This is a genomic window from Thalassotalea agariperforans, assembly GCF_053470345.1.
The window spans coordinates 39,624-57,582 of the sequence record NZ_JBQMWH010000002.1 but is presented as its reverse complement, the minus strand read 5'-3'; the positions used below and the strand labels follow the sequence as shown (position 1 = coordinate 57,582).

The following is a 17,959-nucleotide window of genomic DNA, read 5'->3' as shown; positions in this document are numbered from 1 at the left end:
GAGTTTCACCTGATAAAGATATAGCATGAAGTTTATTAATAAATGAGATAAATATATCTAGCGTGTATTTTGTATTACTTTAACACCGCAACGTTGTTGTTAATAAACTTCAAATGCTAACCTTAATTTTGATTAATTGAGCTCCATCATTGAATAGTTAAGAATAATATTCGATATCGATTCTTCAGTACATTTACCTAAACTACTTATTTCCTCAATAATTTTATCTTGAATATCAACTGGAAATAACATTAGCTGTTCAAGATATAAGTGTGCCTGTGTGTTTTTATTACAATTAACCAGCTCTTTCAAATGACGAGCATGATTAGTCCAAGTCGAACTCATATGTTTCCTCGTATTGTCAACAGCTAATTAAGCTTAGTCGATAGTGGCAGAAGTAAATATATTAATTTAGCATTAAAATGGCGCTCTAGTAGCCATTTGATATAAGCGTACTTAGGGAAAGAAATAATAGATATGGGAATTAGATGAATAATATGTTTTTTATTGGTTGTTATCCTGAAATGTCTAAAGATTGCGGGCATAAAAAAACACAGACTTGCTGTGCTTTTTTATTAGTTGTCGGTAAATATTATTCCGACACGTCATCGCCTGTCGGAGTAATACTTGCTGCATGATGTCCTTTTGGACCTGCATCAAGCTCGTAATTAACGTCTTGACCAGCTTTTAGCGTTCGATAACCATCCATTTGTATCGTCGAATAGTGTGCGAAAATATCCTCACCACCATCCTCTGGACGAATAAAACCAAAACCCTTTGCATTATTGAACCATTTAACTGTACCGTGAGCCATACTTCTACTTCCTTCTATTTCTTCCTTCAGTACTAAAACTTCCCAGAGACAAATGCGTATAAAAAACATACGCTTTTCAAATCCTAGATAAAATATAGAATTAGTCAAGTTAAATAACATCTTTTTTACAAAATAAATGATAAAAAGTTATGAAAATATGCCTGCAAAATATTTAAGATAAGGCTAATATAAAGTTATGAGTATTATGAATGTATCGACGGATCATCAGGAAGCTACTGATGTATCTGTTACCAATAAAATTCAGCCACCTTCTATGTATAACGTTATTTTATTTAATGACGATTATACGCCAATGGATTTTGTGGTTGATGTATTAGCTAAATTTTTCAATATGGATTCGGACAAAGCAACGGATATTATGTTGACTGTTCATTATCAAGGTAAAGCAAAATGTGGAACATATACTGCAGAGGTAGCAGAGACCAAAGTTAGTCAAGTGTTAAATTATGCGTTAGAGCACCAACATCCACTCAAGTGTGATATGGAAAAGGCTTAGTATCATGGTTTTATTTAGGAGTAGCCTATGTTGAACAAAGATTTAGAAGTTTCTTTGAACTTAGCATTTCGTCAAGCAAAAGAATCTCGTCATGAATTTATGACGGTTGAACATCTTTTGTTGGCCTTATTAGACAATCCATCCGCAACCGATGCATTATCTGCATGTGGTGCCGATATGGCGCAATTAAGAAAAGAGCTAAATGATTTTATTGTTGATACCACGCCGGTTATTCCAGCTGAAGATGGCGAAAGAGAAACTCAACCAACGTTAGGCTTTCAACGGGTTTTACAACGTGCTGTGTTTCATGTTCAGTCATCAGGTAAGACAGAAGTTACGGGCTCAAATGTACTGGTGGCTATTTTTAGTGAGCAAGAGTCACAAGCCGCTTATTTTCTTAAAAAATCAGATGTTACTCGTTTAGATATCGTTAATTTTATTTCTCATGGTATCAGTAAAATTGAAAGCCATGATGAACATATCGCCGATCAACCAGCAGTTGAGGCGCAAGAAGAAGAGCCGCGCACCATTGAAAACTTTTCAGTAAACCTTAACGAAGAAGCGTTAAAAGGCAATATTGATCCGTTAATTGGCCGTGAGCAAGAATTAGAAAGAACCTTACAGGTATTAAGTCGTCGTCGTAAGAACAACCCATTATATGTTGGTGAAGCCGGTGTTGGTAAAACCGCGATAGCAGAAGGGTTAGCAAACTTAATAATTTCGGATAAAGCACCAGAATTTATTGCCGATGCCACCATTTATTCGTTGGATATGGGCGCTTTATTAGCAGGAACTAAGTACCGAGGCGATTTTGAAAAACGTTTTAAAGCCTTATTAAAAGACTTAGAAAAAGATAGTAACGCGATTTTATTTATTGATGAAATTCATACCATTATTGGTGCAGGTGCTGCATCAGGGGGCATGTTGGATGCGTCAAATTTAATTAAGCCGTTATTATCTTCAGGGAAATTACGTTGTATTGGTTCGACAACTTATCAAGAATACCAAAGTATTTTTGAAAAAGATCGCGCCTTAGCACGTCGTTTCCAAAAAATTGATATCAGTGAACCAAGTGTTGATGATACAACAAAAATTTTGATTGGTTTGAAAGAAAAATACGAATCGCATCACGGTATTCGTTATACCAATAAAGCATTACGTGCGGCAGCTCAATTGTCGGCGAAGTATATTAATGAACGCTTTTTACCTGATAAAGCAATTGATGTTATTGATGAAGCAGGGGCAAAACAACAACTTGTTGCCGCGTCAAAACGTAAAAAAGTGATTAACAATACCGATATTGAAACTATCGTGGCAAAAATTGCCCGCATACCGGAAAAATCGGTGTCATCAACAGAAAAAGATAGCTTAAAAGCACTTGATCAAAACTTAAAGATGTTAGTGTTTGGTCAAGATCATGCCGTTGATGAATTATCATCAGTTATTCGTTTATCTCGTGCGGGTTTAGGAAATGAAGAAAAACCTGTTGGTTCATTTTTACTTGCTGGTCCTACGGGAGTAGGTAAAACCGAAGTTACTAAACAATTAGCTAAGTTGTTAGGGGTTGAGTTTCTTCGTTACGACATGTCTGAATACATGGAAAAACATGCAGTTAGTCGATTAATCGGTGCGCCTCCTGGTTATGTTGGTTATGAACAAGGCGGCTTATTAACTGATGCTGTATTAAAACACCCACATGCAGTGGTGCTATTAGATGAAATTGAAAAAGCACATTCTGATGTTTTTAATATTTTATTGCAGGTTATGGATCATGGCACGCTAACGGATAACAATGGTCGAAAAGCAGATTTTCGTAATATCATTTTAGTATTAACAACCAATGCTGGTGTTGAAGAAACCACCCGTAAATCGATTGGTTTTACTCAACAAGATCACAGTGTTGATGCGATGAATGAAATTAATCGCGTATTTTCACCAGAGTTTCGTAATCGCTTAGATAATATTGTTTGGTTTAACCACTTAAGTTCAGAAGTTATTAATCAAGTGATTGATAAATTTATTGTTGAATTACAAGCGCAGTTAGATGCTAAAGGTGTTTCATTAGAATTAACCAAAGATGCTAAAACTTGGTTTGCTGAGCATGGCTATGACAAGTCGATGGGCGCTCGTCCAATGGCTCGTTTGATCCAAGAGCAATTGAAAAAACCATTAGCCAATGAATTATTATTTGGTGAATTAGCGAATGGCGGTGTTGCTAAAGTGACTATTCGACAAGGAAAAATTGCGATCCAGTGTGAGAAGAAAAAAGAGTTGGTAGAACATTAGTTACTGACTGCACTGATAGCAAGACAAAATAAGTTAAAAGCCCGCAAGGGCTTTTTTTATTTATGTTTTCTGCATAACTTTGGATTAATAATGTTAAATGAAAGTAGATTTAGTGGGCTAGGTAACATTTAACGGGAGCCACTTTACCAATAGGGCAAGCTAACCTTTGTCTAGCAATACCAGCTTCCATATAAACACTGCCGGCAATTTTAAAATTGTTTTCTTGGTAATGAGCAACTTTTGTCAGTGGCGAATTAACAAAAACTTGGCTTAAGCCTATTTCTTTCGCAACTTTTAATAGTCCGTTCAGTATTATTTTATCTATTTGGTATTGGCGGTAATGTTTTAATACGGCTATGCGGCTAATTTCACCAGTGACTAATATTCTACCGGTAGCAATAGGCTCTTGGCTTTCATCATCACACACTATCATGTGAAAAGCGTATTTGTCGTGTTGATCAAATTCAATACGCTTAGGAATTCGCCATTCACAAATGAAGACTTTTTCTCTAATACTTTTTAATAGTGGAGCAGCTTGCTCCCAATCAACACGACTGACACTAAAGCTCATATAAACTATTCAATATACCAACAACCATTATTTAAAAGGCTAGTTAACAACTGTTTATTTTTCAAACATAATTTGAAACTTTTTATTTGTTTAATGGTCAAAGGTTCACTTTTGGCGAGAGCAATAGCAAATTCTTGGTTAATATCGGTTAGTGAAAAACATTCACCATTAACATACAAGGTATTGTTTACCTCATTATAAAGTGATTTAACGCCATTCGTTGGCACAATACTTTCAGCATCTTTAAAAACTTCGTCCAATTCATCAACACTATAAAATTCATCTTCTTCTGCCACCACAATATCTAAGCTGTGGTGATTTTGTGTTAAATGTTGGCAAATAAAATGATTGAAAGTTTCGTCATGGTTGAACGTTGTTAACATGAAATTTTTAAGCGCTTGGAAATCTTGTGCTTTAATTCTTTCTGGTTGTTTGGTTATTTGTCGTTCGGCATCACCAAAACGTTGTTCGGCTAAATTTTTATCAATGATCATATCGGCAAAGCCTGACCATAACTCTTTGCCACTAGGCGCTTGAAAACCCACGGAATAATTCACTGAGTTTTCAAGTGATACACCATTATGTGGGTGATTAGGCGGAATATAAAGTAAATCGCCGGCTTGCGTTACTACATCAATAACTGGCGTAAATTCAGAAACTTGTTTGAGATCACAATGGGGAATTAAGGTTGCTAAATTATCATCAGGTAAACCAACTTGCCATCTGCGTTTACCTTGTCCTTGAATAATAAAAACATCGTATTGATCTAAATGAGGACCAACCCCACCATTGGGAGTTGAAAACGACACCATAACATCATCAATTCGCCAGTTGGGAATAAAACGAAATGGTTTAAGCATGGCTTGTGTGCTCGTTGACCAATGATTGGTTGCTTGTACAAGTAGCGTCCAATATTCTTCACCAAATTTTGAAAAATCGTCAAAAGGACCATGTTCAACAAACCATTGTTTTTGTGCATTTTGGCCAACAATACGCGATTGAATTTCTTCTTCCATGGCAAGACCAGCAAGTTCATCAGCATCAATAGGAACAACAAAAAAACCTTCGCTGTTGCTAATAGCACCACGAATGAATAAAGGTTTTTTTTGCCAATATTCTTTTAAAAATATTTCAGGGGTGATGTGTTCGGCGCAGGCTTCCCAGTTAATTTGATACATAATTATTCTCTAAGCTTGTGGGTAATATTTTAAAACATAGCAATAAAAAAAGGACTCTTACGAATCCTTTTTTATCATAAATAATTTAACTGTTTTTAGTCTAAGTCTTTTAGTCTAAATCGTTAATAAACTCAATGGCACGACCAATGTACGAAGCTGGTGTCATTTTAGTTAATTCATCTTTAGCGGCTTGTGGCATATCTAAAGTAGCGATAAATTCACGCATTGAGTCAGCATTAACACGCTTACCACGGGTTAATTCTTTTAATTTTTCGTATGGCTTTTCAATGCCGTAACGACGCATTACCGTTTGAATTGGCTCTGCTAATACTTCCCAGTTTTGATCTAATTCATCTAATAACGCTTGCTCGTTAACTTCTAATTTACTAATGCCTTTTAATGTAGCGGCATAAGCAATTAATACATGACCAAAACCAACACCTAAGTTACGTAATACGGTTGAGTCAGTTAAGTCACGTTGCCAGCGAGAAACCGGTAATTTTTGCGCTAAATGACCCATAATGGCGTTAGCAATACCTAAGTTACCTTCTGAGTTTTCAAAATCAATTGGGTTCACTTTATGTGGCATGGTTGAAGAACCAATTTCACCGGCAATTGTTTTTTGCTTAAAGTGTCCAAGGGCAATATAACCCCATACGTCACGATCAAAGTCAATTAAGATGGTATTAAAACGGGCTACGGCATCAAATAACTCAGCAATATAATCATGTGGTTCAATTTGCGTGGTAAATGCGTTCCACGTTAAACCTAATGAAGTGACAAATTCATTAGAAAAGTTGTGCCAGTTAACTTCAGGATAAGCAGAAAGGTGAGCGTTATAATTACCAACAGCACCATTAATTTTACCTAACATTTCAACCGCGGCAATTTGATCACGTTGACGCTTTAAACGAATATACACGTTAGCCATTTCTTTACCCATAGTACTAGGTGAAGCTGGTTGACCGTGAGTACGACACATCATTGGCATTGCTTGGTATTCAAATGCTAATGCTTTAATCGCACCAAGGATTTCATCAATCGTTGGTAACAATACCGTACGACGACATTCTTCTAACATTAAACCGTGAGATAGGTTGTTAATATCTTCAGAAGTACAAGCAAAGTGAATAAATTCAGTGACGGCATTTAATTCGGCATTATCAGCAATAGCTTCTTTTAAGAAATACTCAACTGCTTTTACGTCATGATTGGTAGTTGCTTCAATATCTTTAATTTTTTGCGCATCGGCTTCAGAGAAGTTAGCAACAATAGCATCTAATATTGCTGTTGCTTGGGCGCTAAATGCAGGAACTTCAGCGATTTCTGGTGTTGCGGCTAACTTTTGTAACCAACGTACTTCTACAGTAACACGGTATTTAATTAAGCCAAATTCACTAAAAATAGGGCGTAAGGCTTTAGTTTTACTGCCGTAACGACCGTCTACGGGTGAGATAGCACTTAGAGCTGAGAGTTCCATAACATGATCCTAATAATTTCGTTATATTAAGTTTCGTTATATAAAAGTTAACTATTAAACTTTGTTATAACTGACTTTGTTAAAATGAATAAATGAATACTAGTAAAAAGCGCGTTAATTAACAGGCTTTTAATAATGTTTGTGCACAATCAACTATTTTTGATCGTGCAAATAATATATTTCGTCTTTTGCCACCTAATTGGCGCCATAACACAGCACTTCTGACGCCAGCCAATAACAAGGCTCGAATTTTATGCTGATTAATATTTTGTTTTAAAATAGCGGGCTCACCCGATATTTGAATTTTTGTCGCGATTGGACTGATCACATCGCTATATATACTCGCTAAGCTAGCTAACAGTGTTTCACTATTAATCGCGTAATGTTCAGTTTGGCGTTTAGCTTGTTCTAAACGTTCACCTAGGCTGGCAAGGGCTTTAGAATTTTTAGATAATTTACGCTCTAGTGCTAATAAGCTCACGATATAGCGGGTAATTTCAGGATCTTTTGCTTTATTTTGATCGCCTAACTGCTCGCTTAATGTTTGTAAACCTAAGCGTAAATTTGCTATCTCGCCACCATAGACATCTAATGGCTCATCAGGGGATGTAACTAACGTACTGCTTAATAATGTTGTTAAAGCCGTGTCATCAATTTGACCTGTTCTAGCAACTTGTTGTACTAATTTAGCCACTTGAAAAATAGCGGCGAACGTATAAGTTTGTTGATTCGTCATAAGATTAATAATTACTGCTTTTTATCGAATTAGGGTATTGATAATACCGCCACCAAGACAAACATCCGCTTGATAAAACACCACAGATTGCCCTGGGGTTACAGAACTTTGTGCTTGCTCAAACATAACTTCCATATCACCGTTAGCTAATGGGGTTACTGTACAAGCCACATCTGCCTGACGATAACGTGTTTTAACGGTACATTGAAAAGCGTCGTTAATGTTACAGCGATCTACCCAGTGTAACTGCTTAGCAATTAAGCCTTTAGAAAATAGGCGAGGGTGATCGTGGCCTTGGCCAACAATGAGTACGTTTCTTTCTAAATCTTTATCAACCACATACCAAGGGGCTTCACCAGCTTCGGCAAGACCACCAATGCGTAAACCTTTACGTTGACCAAGTGTGTGATACATTAAACCGTCATGATGGCCAACTTCAACACCTTCTGCTGATTCAATAATACCCGGTTGAGCTGGTAAATATTGCGCTAAAAAGTCTTTAAATTTACGCTCACCAATAAAACATATACCAGTGCTGTCTTTTTTATTATGGGTAATTAAGTCAGCTTGTTCGGCAATGGCTCGTACTTGTGGTTTCTCAATATTACCTACGGGGAATAAAGTTCGACCTACTTGTTGATGGCTTAAGGTATATAAAAAATAACTTTGATCTTTATTGTTATCTAAACCACGGATCATCGCCCATTTGCCTTCCCCATGTTTGTCAGGCATAAATTCACGGCGAACATAATGACCAGTGGCAATAAAATCAGCACCTAAATCTTCACAAGCAAACTCTAAAAAGGCCTTAAATTTGATTTCTTTATTACACATAATGTCAGGGTTGGGGGTACGTCCTGCTTTGTATTCAGCAAGAAAATATTCAAAGACATTGTCCCAATATTCCGTGGCAAAATTTATAGTGTGTAATTTTATTCCTAGCTTGTCACAAACGGCTTTAGCATCTTGCAGATCTTCAGCGGCAGCACAATATTCATCACTGTCGTCTTCTTCCCAGTTTTTCATGAACAAGCCTTCAACTTGATAACCTTGCTCAATTAATAAATGAGCAGAAACAGAAGAGTCTACGCCACCAGACATACCAACAATGACTTTGGTTTGTGAAGGGACATGCGTAGGAGCATCAATACTTGCAGAATTTGTGTTTGTCTTACTTGTTGTCATTAACTTTTAGTGCTAGGAAAAATGGCGCGAAATTATAACATAGCAAAGTAGCTGATGTAATAGCTGGAAATAAGTTTTCGTTACCTGCTTTTTAAAACGTAAAACAAGCTAAAAAGCACAGGTTTATCTATGATTAGCCCAAGGGTCGACTTTTGTTGAACGCGCTGTAGTGTTATCTGTTTCACTGTCATCAGATTGCGTTGACTGGGTATCGTCGTAAATCGTTTGCTTAGTGGCTTTATTATAGGGTGAAGCGCGGCGGTTATCATTCGGCTTGCGGTAATTTTGCCGACGTGAATTATTATCTGTGTTATTTCTTGCTCCTCGAACTTTTGGCTCAGGCGCTTCGCCTAAAATCAGTACTGCTGGCTCTCTCGGTTTTTGATGGGCAGGGATAATACGTTTGCGCGGAGGTAATTCAAAGTTGGCATCATCCGCTTTCGGTAAGTTTTTGAAATAATAAAGGTAAAAACGTTCCATCTTTTCACGTGCCCATTCGGTTTTACGTAAAAATTTTAAACTTGATGCCATACTAACGTTTTTTTCAAAGCATTTAATGCGGGTATATTCCGCTAATATTTCCCAGCCATAATGATCAACTAACTCAGCTAATAACTGCTCTAATTTTAAACCGTGTAATGGATTGTTGAGCATTTCGTTTTGTTTTGTGTCGTTATCTGTCATGGTGCTTTTGCATGTTAATTTAGCGGATGTTGTTATTATACATGGCATAAGCCGTGTCGTGAGAGATTTATCAATATTCGCTAGAAAAATTATAAATTTGTTGCAATCATCTCAAGGGGAATTTTTTGTTTACTTTGATTATTTACATCATTTATCGCTAAATAATCGTCAATACAATCAAGTACCATGGCACTACGTAATTGTTTTTTGCGCTGTTGAATTTGGGCTAAAGTTAACCAGTGGCATGCTATTATTTCATCATCTTGGGGTGTTGCCGTTAAGCATTCATCAAGCTCAATGACAAAACAAAAACGTAAAAAATATAAACTTAAATCAGGGCGATGAAAATAATAAATCCCTGAAATGTAATCTGGTGATAAAGTTAAGCCGGTTTCTTCGAGTACTTCTCGTTGGCAAGCGGCTAACAAAGATTCTCCCGCTTCAATATGACCTGCTGGTTGGTTGAACACCCGCTGATCATGCTCGATTTCTTCCACTAACAAAAACTTACCTCGGCAATGAATTACGGCGGCAACGGTAGTATTAGGTTTAAACTGTTGTTCGCCATGAGGTGAACTTGGTGTTGTATTTAATTGTGATGTCATTATTCCTACTTTATGCTGACTTAGTTATATACTGAGCGTTAGTTAGCTACACGTTACCTACAATAAACGGTAACTGCCATTAGCAATATTGTCGATAGTATATTGGCCAATAGCATATCGTATTAAACGTAAGGTAGGGAAACCAATATGGGCGGTCATTCTTCTTACTTGCCGATTTCGTCCTTCGTTAATGGTGATACTTAACCAAGTCGTTGGAATTGATTGACGTTCTCTAATGGGGGGGGTTCTTGCCCAAACATCCGGTGCATTCATGATGGCAACTTTTGCAGGTAAGGTTAATCCGTCTTTTAATTCAACGCCATGGCGTAGCTTATCTAAGTCAAGTTCAGTGGGAGCACCTTCAACTTGCACCCAATAGGTTTTATCGGTTTTATGTTTTGGATCAGCCAACTGATGTTGAAATTTTCCATCATTGGTGAGTAGCAATAACCCCTCGCTGTCTCGGTCTAAGCGACCAGCGGCATAGACATCTTTAATATCAATAAAGTCTTTGAGTGTTTGCCGTTTTTGATCATCGGTAAATTGACTTAAGACATCAAAGGGCTTGTTGAATAATACGATGATTCGTTCTTTAGGCGAAATTCGTTTTTTGGCAGAAGAAGTAAATGTTTTGCCGGTTTTACGCTGACTAGTTTGTTCAGCATTTCCTGCCACATATCTGATTTTATTATTGTTACTTTTGTGGGTTTTGTTTCGCGGACTGTCATTTTTTTGCTTTGTTCGGCTATTTGATAAGCTTAAGGTTTTACCATTATTCATTATAAAACTATTTTTGTTGAGGAGTATTCACATCATTAATCTCGAATATACAACAGATCAACACAATAGGTATATTAAAGTATTTTCAAATCCGATAAAATGCATCCCAATTATTTTAATCTGGCAAAATTATAGTTTTATACTATTGTATTTTGTTCCACGGTCACTAGCGAGTAGGACATTCAATGACTAAATCAAAGATCATTTATACTATTACCGACGAAGCACCAGCGTTGGCAACTCATTCATTATTACCAATTATCCAAGCATATGCAGCGCCTGCAGATGTTGAAGTGGATACTCGTGACATTTCATTAGCAGGTCGTATTCTTGCTAATTTATCTGATTATTTACCAGCTGATCAAAAAGTGGCTGATGCGTTAGCTGAATTAGGTGACTTAGCTAAAACACCTGAAGCTAACATTATTAAATTACCAAACGTTTCTGCTTCTATCCCACAATTACAAGCAGCAATCAAAGAATTACAAGCGAAAGGTTTTGCACTTCCTGAATACCCAGAAGATGCTAAAAACGATGAAGAAAAAGCTATTAAAGCGGCTTATGCAAAAGTATTAGGCTCAGCGGTAAACCCGGTATTACGTGAAGGTAACTCAGATCGTCGTGCACCAGGTTCAGTTAAGCAATATGCTAAAAACAATCCACACCGTATGGGTGCATGGGCGAAAGATTCTAAATCGCACGTTGCACATATGTCTGGTGGTGATTTTTACGGTAGCGAGCAATCAGTAACAGTAGCTGACGCAACTGACGTTAAAATTCAATTTGAAGGTAAAGACGGCGCAGTAAACGTATTAAAAGCGTCAACACCTTTATTAGCAGGCGAAATTATTGACTCATCAGTAATGAGCTCAAAAGCATTACAAGCGTTTTTAGCTGAGCAAATCGCTGATGCTAAAACACAAGGCGTTTTATTTTCATTACACATGAAAGCCACCATGATGAAGGTTTCTGACCCGATTATTTTTGGTCAATGTGTTTCTGTATTCTACAAAGACGTATTAGAAAAACACGCAGCATTATTTGCTGAATTAGGTGTTGACGTTAACAATGGTATTGGTGATGTTTACGCTAAAATTGCTTCATTAGATGCAGCTAAACAAGCTGAAATCAAAGCTGACTTTGATGCTGTTTACGCTAATGCACCAGCAATGGCGATGGTTGATTCAGATAAAGGTATTACTAACTTACACGTACCTAGTGACGTTATCATTGATGCATCTATGCCAGCGATGATCCGTGGCGGCGGTAAAATGTGGAATGCTGACGGTCAAGAGCAAGACACTAAAGCGGTAATTCCAGATCGTTGTTATGCCGGTGTTTATGAAGAAACTATTCAATTCTGTAAAGAAAATGGTGCTTTTGATGTAACCACTATGGGTACAGTACCAAACGTTGGTTTAATGGCACAAAAAGCAGAAGAATACGGTTCACACGATAAAACTTTCCAAATGAGTGCTGACGGTGTTGTTAAGGTAATTGACGCTGCTGGTAATGTGCTTATGGAACAAAACGTAGAAGCGGGTGATATCTTCCGTATGTGTCAAGCGAAAGACTTACCAATTCAAGATTGGGTGAAGCTTGCTGTTAATCGTTCACGTTTATCAAATACGCCAGCAATTTTCTGGTTAGATGAGAACCGTGCTCATGATGCTCAGATGATCAAAAAGGTGAATACTTATTTAGCTGATCATGATACTAACGGCTTAGACATTCAAATTTTATCGCCAGTTGAAGCAACACGCGTAACATTAAAACGCGCTAAAGAAGGCCTTGATACAATTTCTGTTACTGGTAACGTTTTACGTGACTACTTAACAGATTTATTCCCAATTTTAGAATTAGGTACTTCGGCTAAAATGCTTTCAATTGTCCCATTAATGAATGGCGGTGGTTTATTTGAAACAGGTGCGGGTGGTTCAGCGCCTAAGCATGTTCAACAATTCGAAAAAGAAAACTACTTACGTTGGGATTCTTTAGGTGAGTTTTTAGCATTAGCCGCTTCTTTAGAGCATGTAAGTAACTTTGCTAACAATAGCAAAGCGAAAGTATTAGCGGATACATTAGATAGAGCAACAGGTACTTTCTTATTAAATGATAAGTCACCAGCACGTAAGCTTGGTTCTATTGATAACCGTGGTAGCCACTTCTACTTAGCACTTTATTGGGCACAAGAATTAGCGGCACAAACTGATGATGCTGAATTACAAGCTAAATTTGCGCCGTTAGCTGAAACGTTAACAGCCAACGAAGCTAAAATTGTTGCTGAATTAAATGATGCTCAAGGTCCTGCGCAAGAAGTTGGTGGTTATTACCTACCTACAGCTGAATTAGCATCAAAAGCGATGCGTCCTAGTGCAACATTAAATGCTGCTATCGCAAGCTTGTAATTGATACCGTGTTATAAACACGTATCTATTAACATGTTAATGAAAAGCCAATTACTTAGGTAATTGGCTTTTTTTATGGTTATGTCGGTGAGCTTATATTTACAGCCAAAGCAATATCACTTTGATAGCTAAGAACTTTAAATGGTTTATTAATGAGAAAAATTTCACTTTTTTTACACTTTTAATTGTGTGTTATTGCCATTTTATGTCTACGCTTAATATTGAGAGCAGTGTTAAAGTGTAATAGAAGGAAATTAAAATGGAATCAGTACAAATAAAAGAATATATGAACCATTATCCAGTAACCTTTACTGAAGATATGAGTGTTGAAGAAGCTTCATTACGCTTTTTAAAAACCAAACAAATTGGTGGGCCAGTCATTGATAAGCACAATCGTTTAATTGGTTTTTTGTCTGAAAGCGATGTTTTAGCTAAAATGCTAGAGAGTATTTATTACAATGAGCAAATCGCCAATGTTTCCGACATCATGGTGAAAGAGCCAAAAACAGCGAAGCCATATGAAAGTATTATGGAGCTGGGTCAACAAATGTTAAGAACAACCCATAAGGTTTATCCTGTTGTTGATGAAGATGGCTATTTATTAGGTTCGGTTTGCCGAAACGATGTATTAATCGCAATTGATAAACATATGCGATCGCATTTTGATAAATCGGCATAAGTTGTTTTTAGATAAAATTTGAGTTTTTAATGAATTAAAGCCCGCATATTGATACTATGCGGGCTTTATTTTTTCTCAATTTTTGTTATAAGTTTTTGTGTTAATATGACTGATATTTCTGCGTTATTTTCTTCTCTTGAACAAGTTAAACATTCTGACAAACAGTGGTTGAAAAAACGTTTATTTGGCGCTAAAAAGCTCAATGAAGAGAAACAAGCGAAAGTCTTGGTAAAAATTGCCCAAGATATCGAAAAATCAATTACGCATAAGCAAGTAAAACTGGCGAACTTACCTAAAGTTGAATACCCAGAAGATTTACCCGTTTCACAAAATGCGGCTGCCATCGCCAAAACGATTAACGACAACCAAGTTGTTATTATTGCAGGTGAAACTGGTTCCGGTAAAACCACACAAATTCCAAAAATCTGTCTTGAGTTAGGTCGTGGTGTTGATGGCTTAATTGGGCATACTCAGCCACGACGTATTGCTGCTCGTACTGTGGCTAATCGCATTGCCGAAGAATTGGGAACTAAGCTTGGCGAAACTGTTGGTTACAAAGTCCGTTTTAACGATCAAGTTACTGATAAATCGTATATCAAGTTAATGACAGACGGTATTTTATTGGCAGAAATGCAGCGAGATCGTTTATTGCGCCAATACGATACCTTAATTATTGATGAGGCTCATGAACGTAGTTTAAACATTGATTTTATACTAGGTTACATCAAGCAAATTTTACCTAAACGCCCAGATCTAAAAGTTATTATCACTTCGGCAACAATAGATCCCGAACGATTTTCCAAACATTTTAATAATGCGCCGATCATCAGTGTATCGGGTCGAACGTATCCGGTTGAAGTGTTATACCGGCCATTGGCTGAGCAAGAAGACAGTGATGTGATCACTGGTATTATTAACGCGGTGGCTGAATTATCGGAAATTAGCCACGGTGATATTTTAATTTTCTTAAATGGTGAACGTGAAATTCGTGACACAGCAGCAGCACTTGAAAAAGAAAACTTACGCCACACCAATATTTTACCCTTATATGCACGATTAACCGTACAAGAGCAAAACCGTATATTTCAACCACATAGTGGCCGCAATATTGTATTAGCCACTAACGTTGCTGAAACCAGCTTAACTGTACCAGGTATTAAATACGTGATTGACCCAGGTACCGCACGTATTTCACGTTATAGCTATCGTACTAAAGTACAGCGCTTACCTATTGAAGCTATTTCACAGGCCAGTGCTAATCAGCGTTCGGGTCGTTGTGGGCGAGTATCTTCTGGTGTTTGTATTCGATTGTATTCCGAAGAGGACTTTTTATCTCGTTCCGAATTTACCGATCCTGAAATCCTTCGAACAAATTTAGCGACGGTAATCTTACAAATGTTATCGCTAGATTTAGGTGAAATAACCGCCTTTCCTTTTGTTGAGCCGCCAGATAGCCGCAATATTAATGACGGTGTCCGTTTATTAGAAGAGTTAGCGGCGATAGAGCCTAAAAAGCAGTTAACGAATAAAGTAGGCAATAAACAGTTAAGCAATAAACCAAGCCAAGCTTTTAGCTTAACCGCAAGTGGTCAGCAATTGGCAAAATTTCCAATAGACCCACGTTTAGCTAAAATGATGCTGACAGCGATTAACTTAGGCTGTAGCGAAGCGGTAATGATTATTGTTAGTGCGCTGAGTATTCAAGACCCGCGTGAACGGCCACATGAAAAACAACAAGCTGCTGATGAAAAACACAACCGCTTTAAAGACAAAACATCAGACTTTGTTAGCTATTTAAATTTATGGCGCTACATTCAAGAGCAGCAAAAAGCGCTTACCAATAATCAGTTTCGTAAACTTTGCCAAAAAGACTTTCTTTCGTATATTCGTATTCGTGAATGGCAAGACATAGTCACCCAATTAAAACAAAGTTTAAAAGAACTAGACGCTCCCATTACGCGACTTGATATTGAAGACGAAGCTAATGTAGATATTATTCATCAAGCCTTGTTATCTGGTTTATTAAGCCACTTAGGCCAACTTGACGAAAACAAAGAATATAAGGGCGCACGAGGCAGTAAGTTTTATATTTTCCCTGGTTCCGCTTTAGCCAAAAAATCACCTAAATGGTTAATGGCGGCAGAGCTTGTGGAAACTAGTCGTTTGTTTGCTCGTGGTGTCGCTAAAATTGATCCCACTTGGTTAGAAAATTTAGCCGAGCATTTAGTGAAAAAAAGCTATAGCGAACCTCACTGGGAGAAAAAGCTTGGCTCCGTCATGGCATTTGAGCAAGTCTCACTTTATGGTTTAGTGATAGTTGCAAAACGAAAAGTTCAGTTTAACAAAATTGAACCGGCGACATGCCGTGAAATATTTATTCGTGAAGCCTTAGTTAATGGCGATAGTTTTATAAAAGAAGCCTTTTTTACTGACAACAAAAAACTGATCGTCAGTATTGAAAAACTTGAACAAAAAGCACGACGTAAAGACTTTCTTGTTGATGAAGAATTGTTATTTCAGTTTTATGATGAAAAACTGCCTGAGCATATTATTTGCCAAACCAGCTTTTTGTCTTGGTGGAAAAAAACAAAACATCAACAGCCTAAGTTATTATCATTTACCCGCGAATTTTTATTAAACGAAAGTTCGCAAGAGCTGAAAAAACAAGAATACCCTGATGTTTGGCAGCAAGGTAATATTAGTTTGCCATTAACTTATCACTTTAGCCCGGGTGATATTGATGACGGTATTAGTTTAAATATTCCAGTAGGCATTTTAAATCAGTTACAAGATTTACATTTTGACTGGCTTATACCGGCGATGCGATATGATTTAGTGATCGCACTGATTAAAGGCTTACCTAAAACGCTAAGACGTAATTTTGTACCAGCACCTAATTATGCCCAAGCTTGTATTGACGCGATAGAGCCACTAACTATGCCGTTAGTTGATGCGGTTGCGAAACAGTTACTACGGATGACCGGCGTTAGGATCCCCGAAGAATCATGGTCAGCCATTGAATTACCTAAGCACTTAACGATGAATTTTAAGGTGCTAGATGAACGTAATAAGTTAATTAAACAAGGGCGCAACTTAACCAACTTACAAGCTGAATTACAAGGCAAGGTTAAAGCGTCAATATCGAAAGTGGCTGAAAAGGGCATTGAGCGAAATGACATTACCCAATGGGATTTTACACAATTACCTAAAGGTTATGAGAAAAAGGTAGCTAACTTAACTATTAAAGCCTTTCCTGCGTTGGTAGATAAAAAATCCAGTGTCGCGATTGAGCTTTTTGAACAAGAATCGCTAGCCGAACAAGCTATGTTAACAGGCGTAAGCCGATTAATTTTATTAAACGTACCTTCGCCAATAAAATATTTACAAGAAAAGCTACCAAACAAAACCAAGTTAGGCATGTACTTTAATCCATTCGGCTCAATTTCGGATTTATTAAACGATTGTATTCAAGCCGCTTGTCAACATATTGTCTTACAAGAGCCTGAATTGCCAAGGGATGAACAAGCTTTTCAACAGGTCAGAGATAAAGTCCGTGCTGATATCGCCGACTGTGTTTTAGCCGCCGCGTTAAAAGTAGAAACCGCCTTGAGTTTGTCGCACGATATTCGTAAGAAAATGAAAGGAAGTGTGCCGCTTAACGTTATTCAAGCTCATGGTGATATTAAACAACAGCTTGAAAAGTTAGTGTTTAAAGGCTTCGTTACTCGCTCTGGTATTGATAAGCTCGATGATATTATTCGTTATTTAAATGGCATATTACGACGCTTTGAGAAGTTACCCATTGATCCAAACCAAGATCGTTTAAAACTGCTTGAAGTAATAAAAGTACAAGAGCAATTTGACGGTGTGCTAAAAAAACAGCCTAAAGGTGTACCGGTGCCAAATGAACTTGCCGATACGCGTTGGATGATTGAAGAGTTTAGAGTGTCTTTATTTGCCCAAAATTTAAAAACGGCTTTTCCTATTTCAGCCAAACGGATATTAAATCACCTTAAAACATTTTAATGATGGTGAA

General features: G+C 37.3%; 15 protein-coding genes. 5 read left to right on the top strand and 10 right to left on the bottom strand.

Features of this window, described 5'->3' with window-relative positions:
• Window positions 1-132: 132 nt before the first annotated feature.
• Both ACSLUO_RS03445 and cspD read right to left on the bottom strand, forming a co-directional pair.
• A complete protein-coding gene (locus ACSLUO_RS03445; RefSeq protein ID WP_448246239.1) occupies window positions 133-345 on the bottom strand; it encodes a hypothetical protein in 213 nt (70 codons plus the stop codon).
• Between the two features lie 247 nt (window positions 346-592).
• A complete protein-coding gene (cspD, locus tag ACSLUO_RS03440) occupies window positions 593-814 on the bottom strand; it encodes a cold shock domain-containing protein CspD (protein WP_448246851.1) in 222 nt (73 codons plus the stop codon).
• Between the two features lie 196 nt (window positions 815-1,010).
• Between cspD and clpS the strand changes: the two genes are divergently transcribed.
• The gene (clpS, locus tag ACSLUO_RS03435; protein WP_448246237.1) at window positions 1,011-1,331 is read left to right on the top strand and encodes an ATP-dependent Clp protease adapter ClpS; all 321 of its coding nucleotides are present in this window, start codon (window positions 1,011-1,013) and stop codon (window positions 1,329-1,331) included.
• 27 nt (window positions 1,332-1,358) lie between these two features.
• Entirely contained in the window at window positions 1,359-3,617 is a 2,259-nt protein-coding gene (gene clpA, locus ACSLUO_RS03430) for an ATP-dependent Clp protease ATP-binding subunit ClpA (protein WP_448246236.1), read from the top strand.
• Between the two features lie 109 nt (window positions 3,618-3,726).
• Here the strand turns inward: clpA and ACSLUO_RS03425 are convergent, their stop codons facing one another.
• From ACSLUO_RS03425 to ACSLUO_RS03390, 8 genes are all read right to left on the bottom strand, one after another.
• Window positions 3,727-4,188: a GNAT family N-acetyltransferase gene (locus ACSLUO_RS03425; protein WP_448246234.1), complete on the bottom strand. Its 462-nt coding sequence runs from the start codon at window positions 4,186-4,188 to the stop codon at window positions 3,727-3,729.
• A gap of 5 nt (window positions 4,189-4,193) precedes the next feature.
• Window positions 4,194-5,366, bottom strand: a complete 1,173-nt coding sequence (locus ACSLUO_RS03420) for a JmjC domain-containing protein (RefSeq protein WP_448246232.1) — start codon at window positions 5,364-5,366, stop codon at window positions 4,194-4,196.
• Window positions 5,367-5,475: 109 nt separating this feature from the next.
• Window positions 5,476-6,846, bottom strand: a complete 1,371-nt coding sequence (purB, locus tag ACSLUO_RS03415) for an adenylosuccinate lyase (protein ID WP_448246230.1) — start codon at window positions 6,844-6,846, stop codon at window positions 5,476-5,478.
• A gap of 118 nt (window positions 6,847-6,964) precedes the next feature.
• A complete protein-coding gene (hflD, locus tag ACSLUO_RS03410; protein WP_448246228.1) occupies window positions 6,965-7,582 on the bottom strand; it encodes a high frequency lysogenization protein HflD in 618 nt (205 codons plus the stop codon).
• A gap of 21 nt (window positions 7,583-7,603) precedes the next feature.
• Window positions 7,604-8,767, bottom strand: a complete 1,164-nt coding sequence (mnmA, locus tag ACSLUO_RS03405; RefSeq protein WP_448246226.1) for a tRNA 2-thiouridine(34) synthase MnmA — start codon at window positions 8,765-8,767, stop codon at window positions 7,604-7,606.
• A 123-nt stretch (window positions 8,768-8,890) separates the two neighbouring features.
• Window positions 8,891-9,451 carry a VF530 family protein gene (locus ACSLUO_RS03400; protein ID WP_448246224.1) on the bottom strand — a complete coding sequence of 187 codons (561 nt, stop codon included), beginning with the start codon at window positions 9,449-9,451 and terminating at the stop codon, window positions 8,891-8,893.
• Between the two features lie 89 nt (window positions 9,452-9,540).
• Window positions 9,541-10,056, bottom strand: a complete 516-nt coding sequence (locus tag ACSLUO_RS03395; RefSeq protein WP_448246223.1) for an NUDIX hydrolase — start codon at window positions 10,054-10,056, stop codon at window positions 9,541-9,543.
• A 57-nt stretch (window positions 10,057-10,113) separates the two neighbouring features.
• Window positions 10,114-10,836, bottom strand: a complete 723-nt coding sequence (locus ACSLUO_RS03390; protein WP_448246221.1) for a pseudouridine synthase — start codon at window positions 10,834-10,836, stop codon at window positions 10,114-10,116.
• Window positions 10,837-11,021: 185 nt separating this feature from the next.
• On the opposite strand from ACSLUO_RS03390, the gene ACSLUO_RS03385 reads away from it, so the two are divergent.
• The 3 genes from ACSLUO_RS03385 to hrpA all read left to right on the top strand — a co-directional run bounded on the left by ACSLUO_RS03385 (window position 11,022) and on the right by hrpA (window position 17,949).
• The gene (locus tag ACSLUO_RS03385; RefSeq protein ID WP_448246219.1) at window positions 11,022-13,244 is read left to right on the top strand and encodes an NADP-dependent isocitrate dehydrogenase; all 2,223 of its coding nucleotides are present in this window, start codon (window positions 11,022-11,024) and stop codon (window positions 13,242-13,244) included.
• A gap of 259 nt (window positions 13,245-13,503) precedes the next feature.
• Window positions 13,504-13,923 (top strand): CBS domain-containing protein, encoded by a 420-nt coding sequence (locus tag ACSLUO_RS03380; protein WP_448246218.1) that lies wholly within the window; start codon window positions 13,504-13,506, stop codon window positions 13,921-13,923.
• Window positions 13,924-14,028: 105 nt separating this feature from the next.
• Window positions 14,029-17,949, top strand: a complete 3,921-nt coding sequence (hrpA, locus tag ACSLUO_RS03375) for an ATP-dependent RNA helicase HrpA (RefSeq protein ID WP_448246216.1) — start codon at window positions 14,029-14,031, stop codon at window positions 17,947-17,949.
• Window positions 17,950-17,959 lie beyond the last annotated feature (10 nt).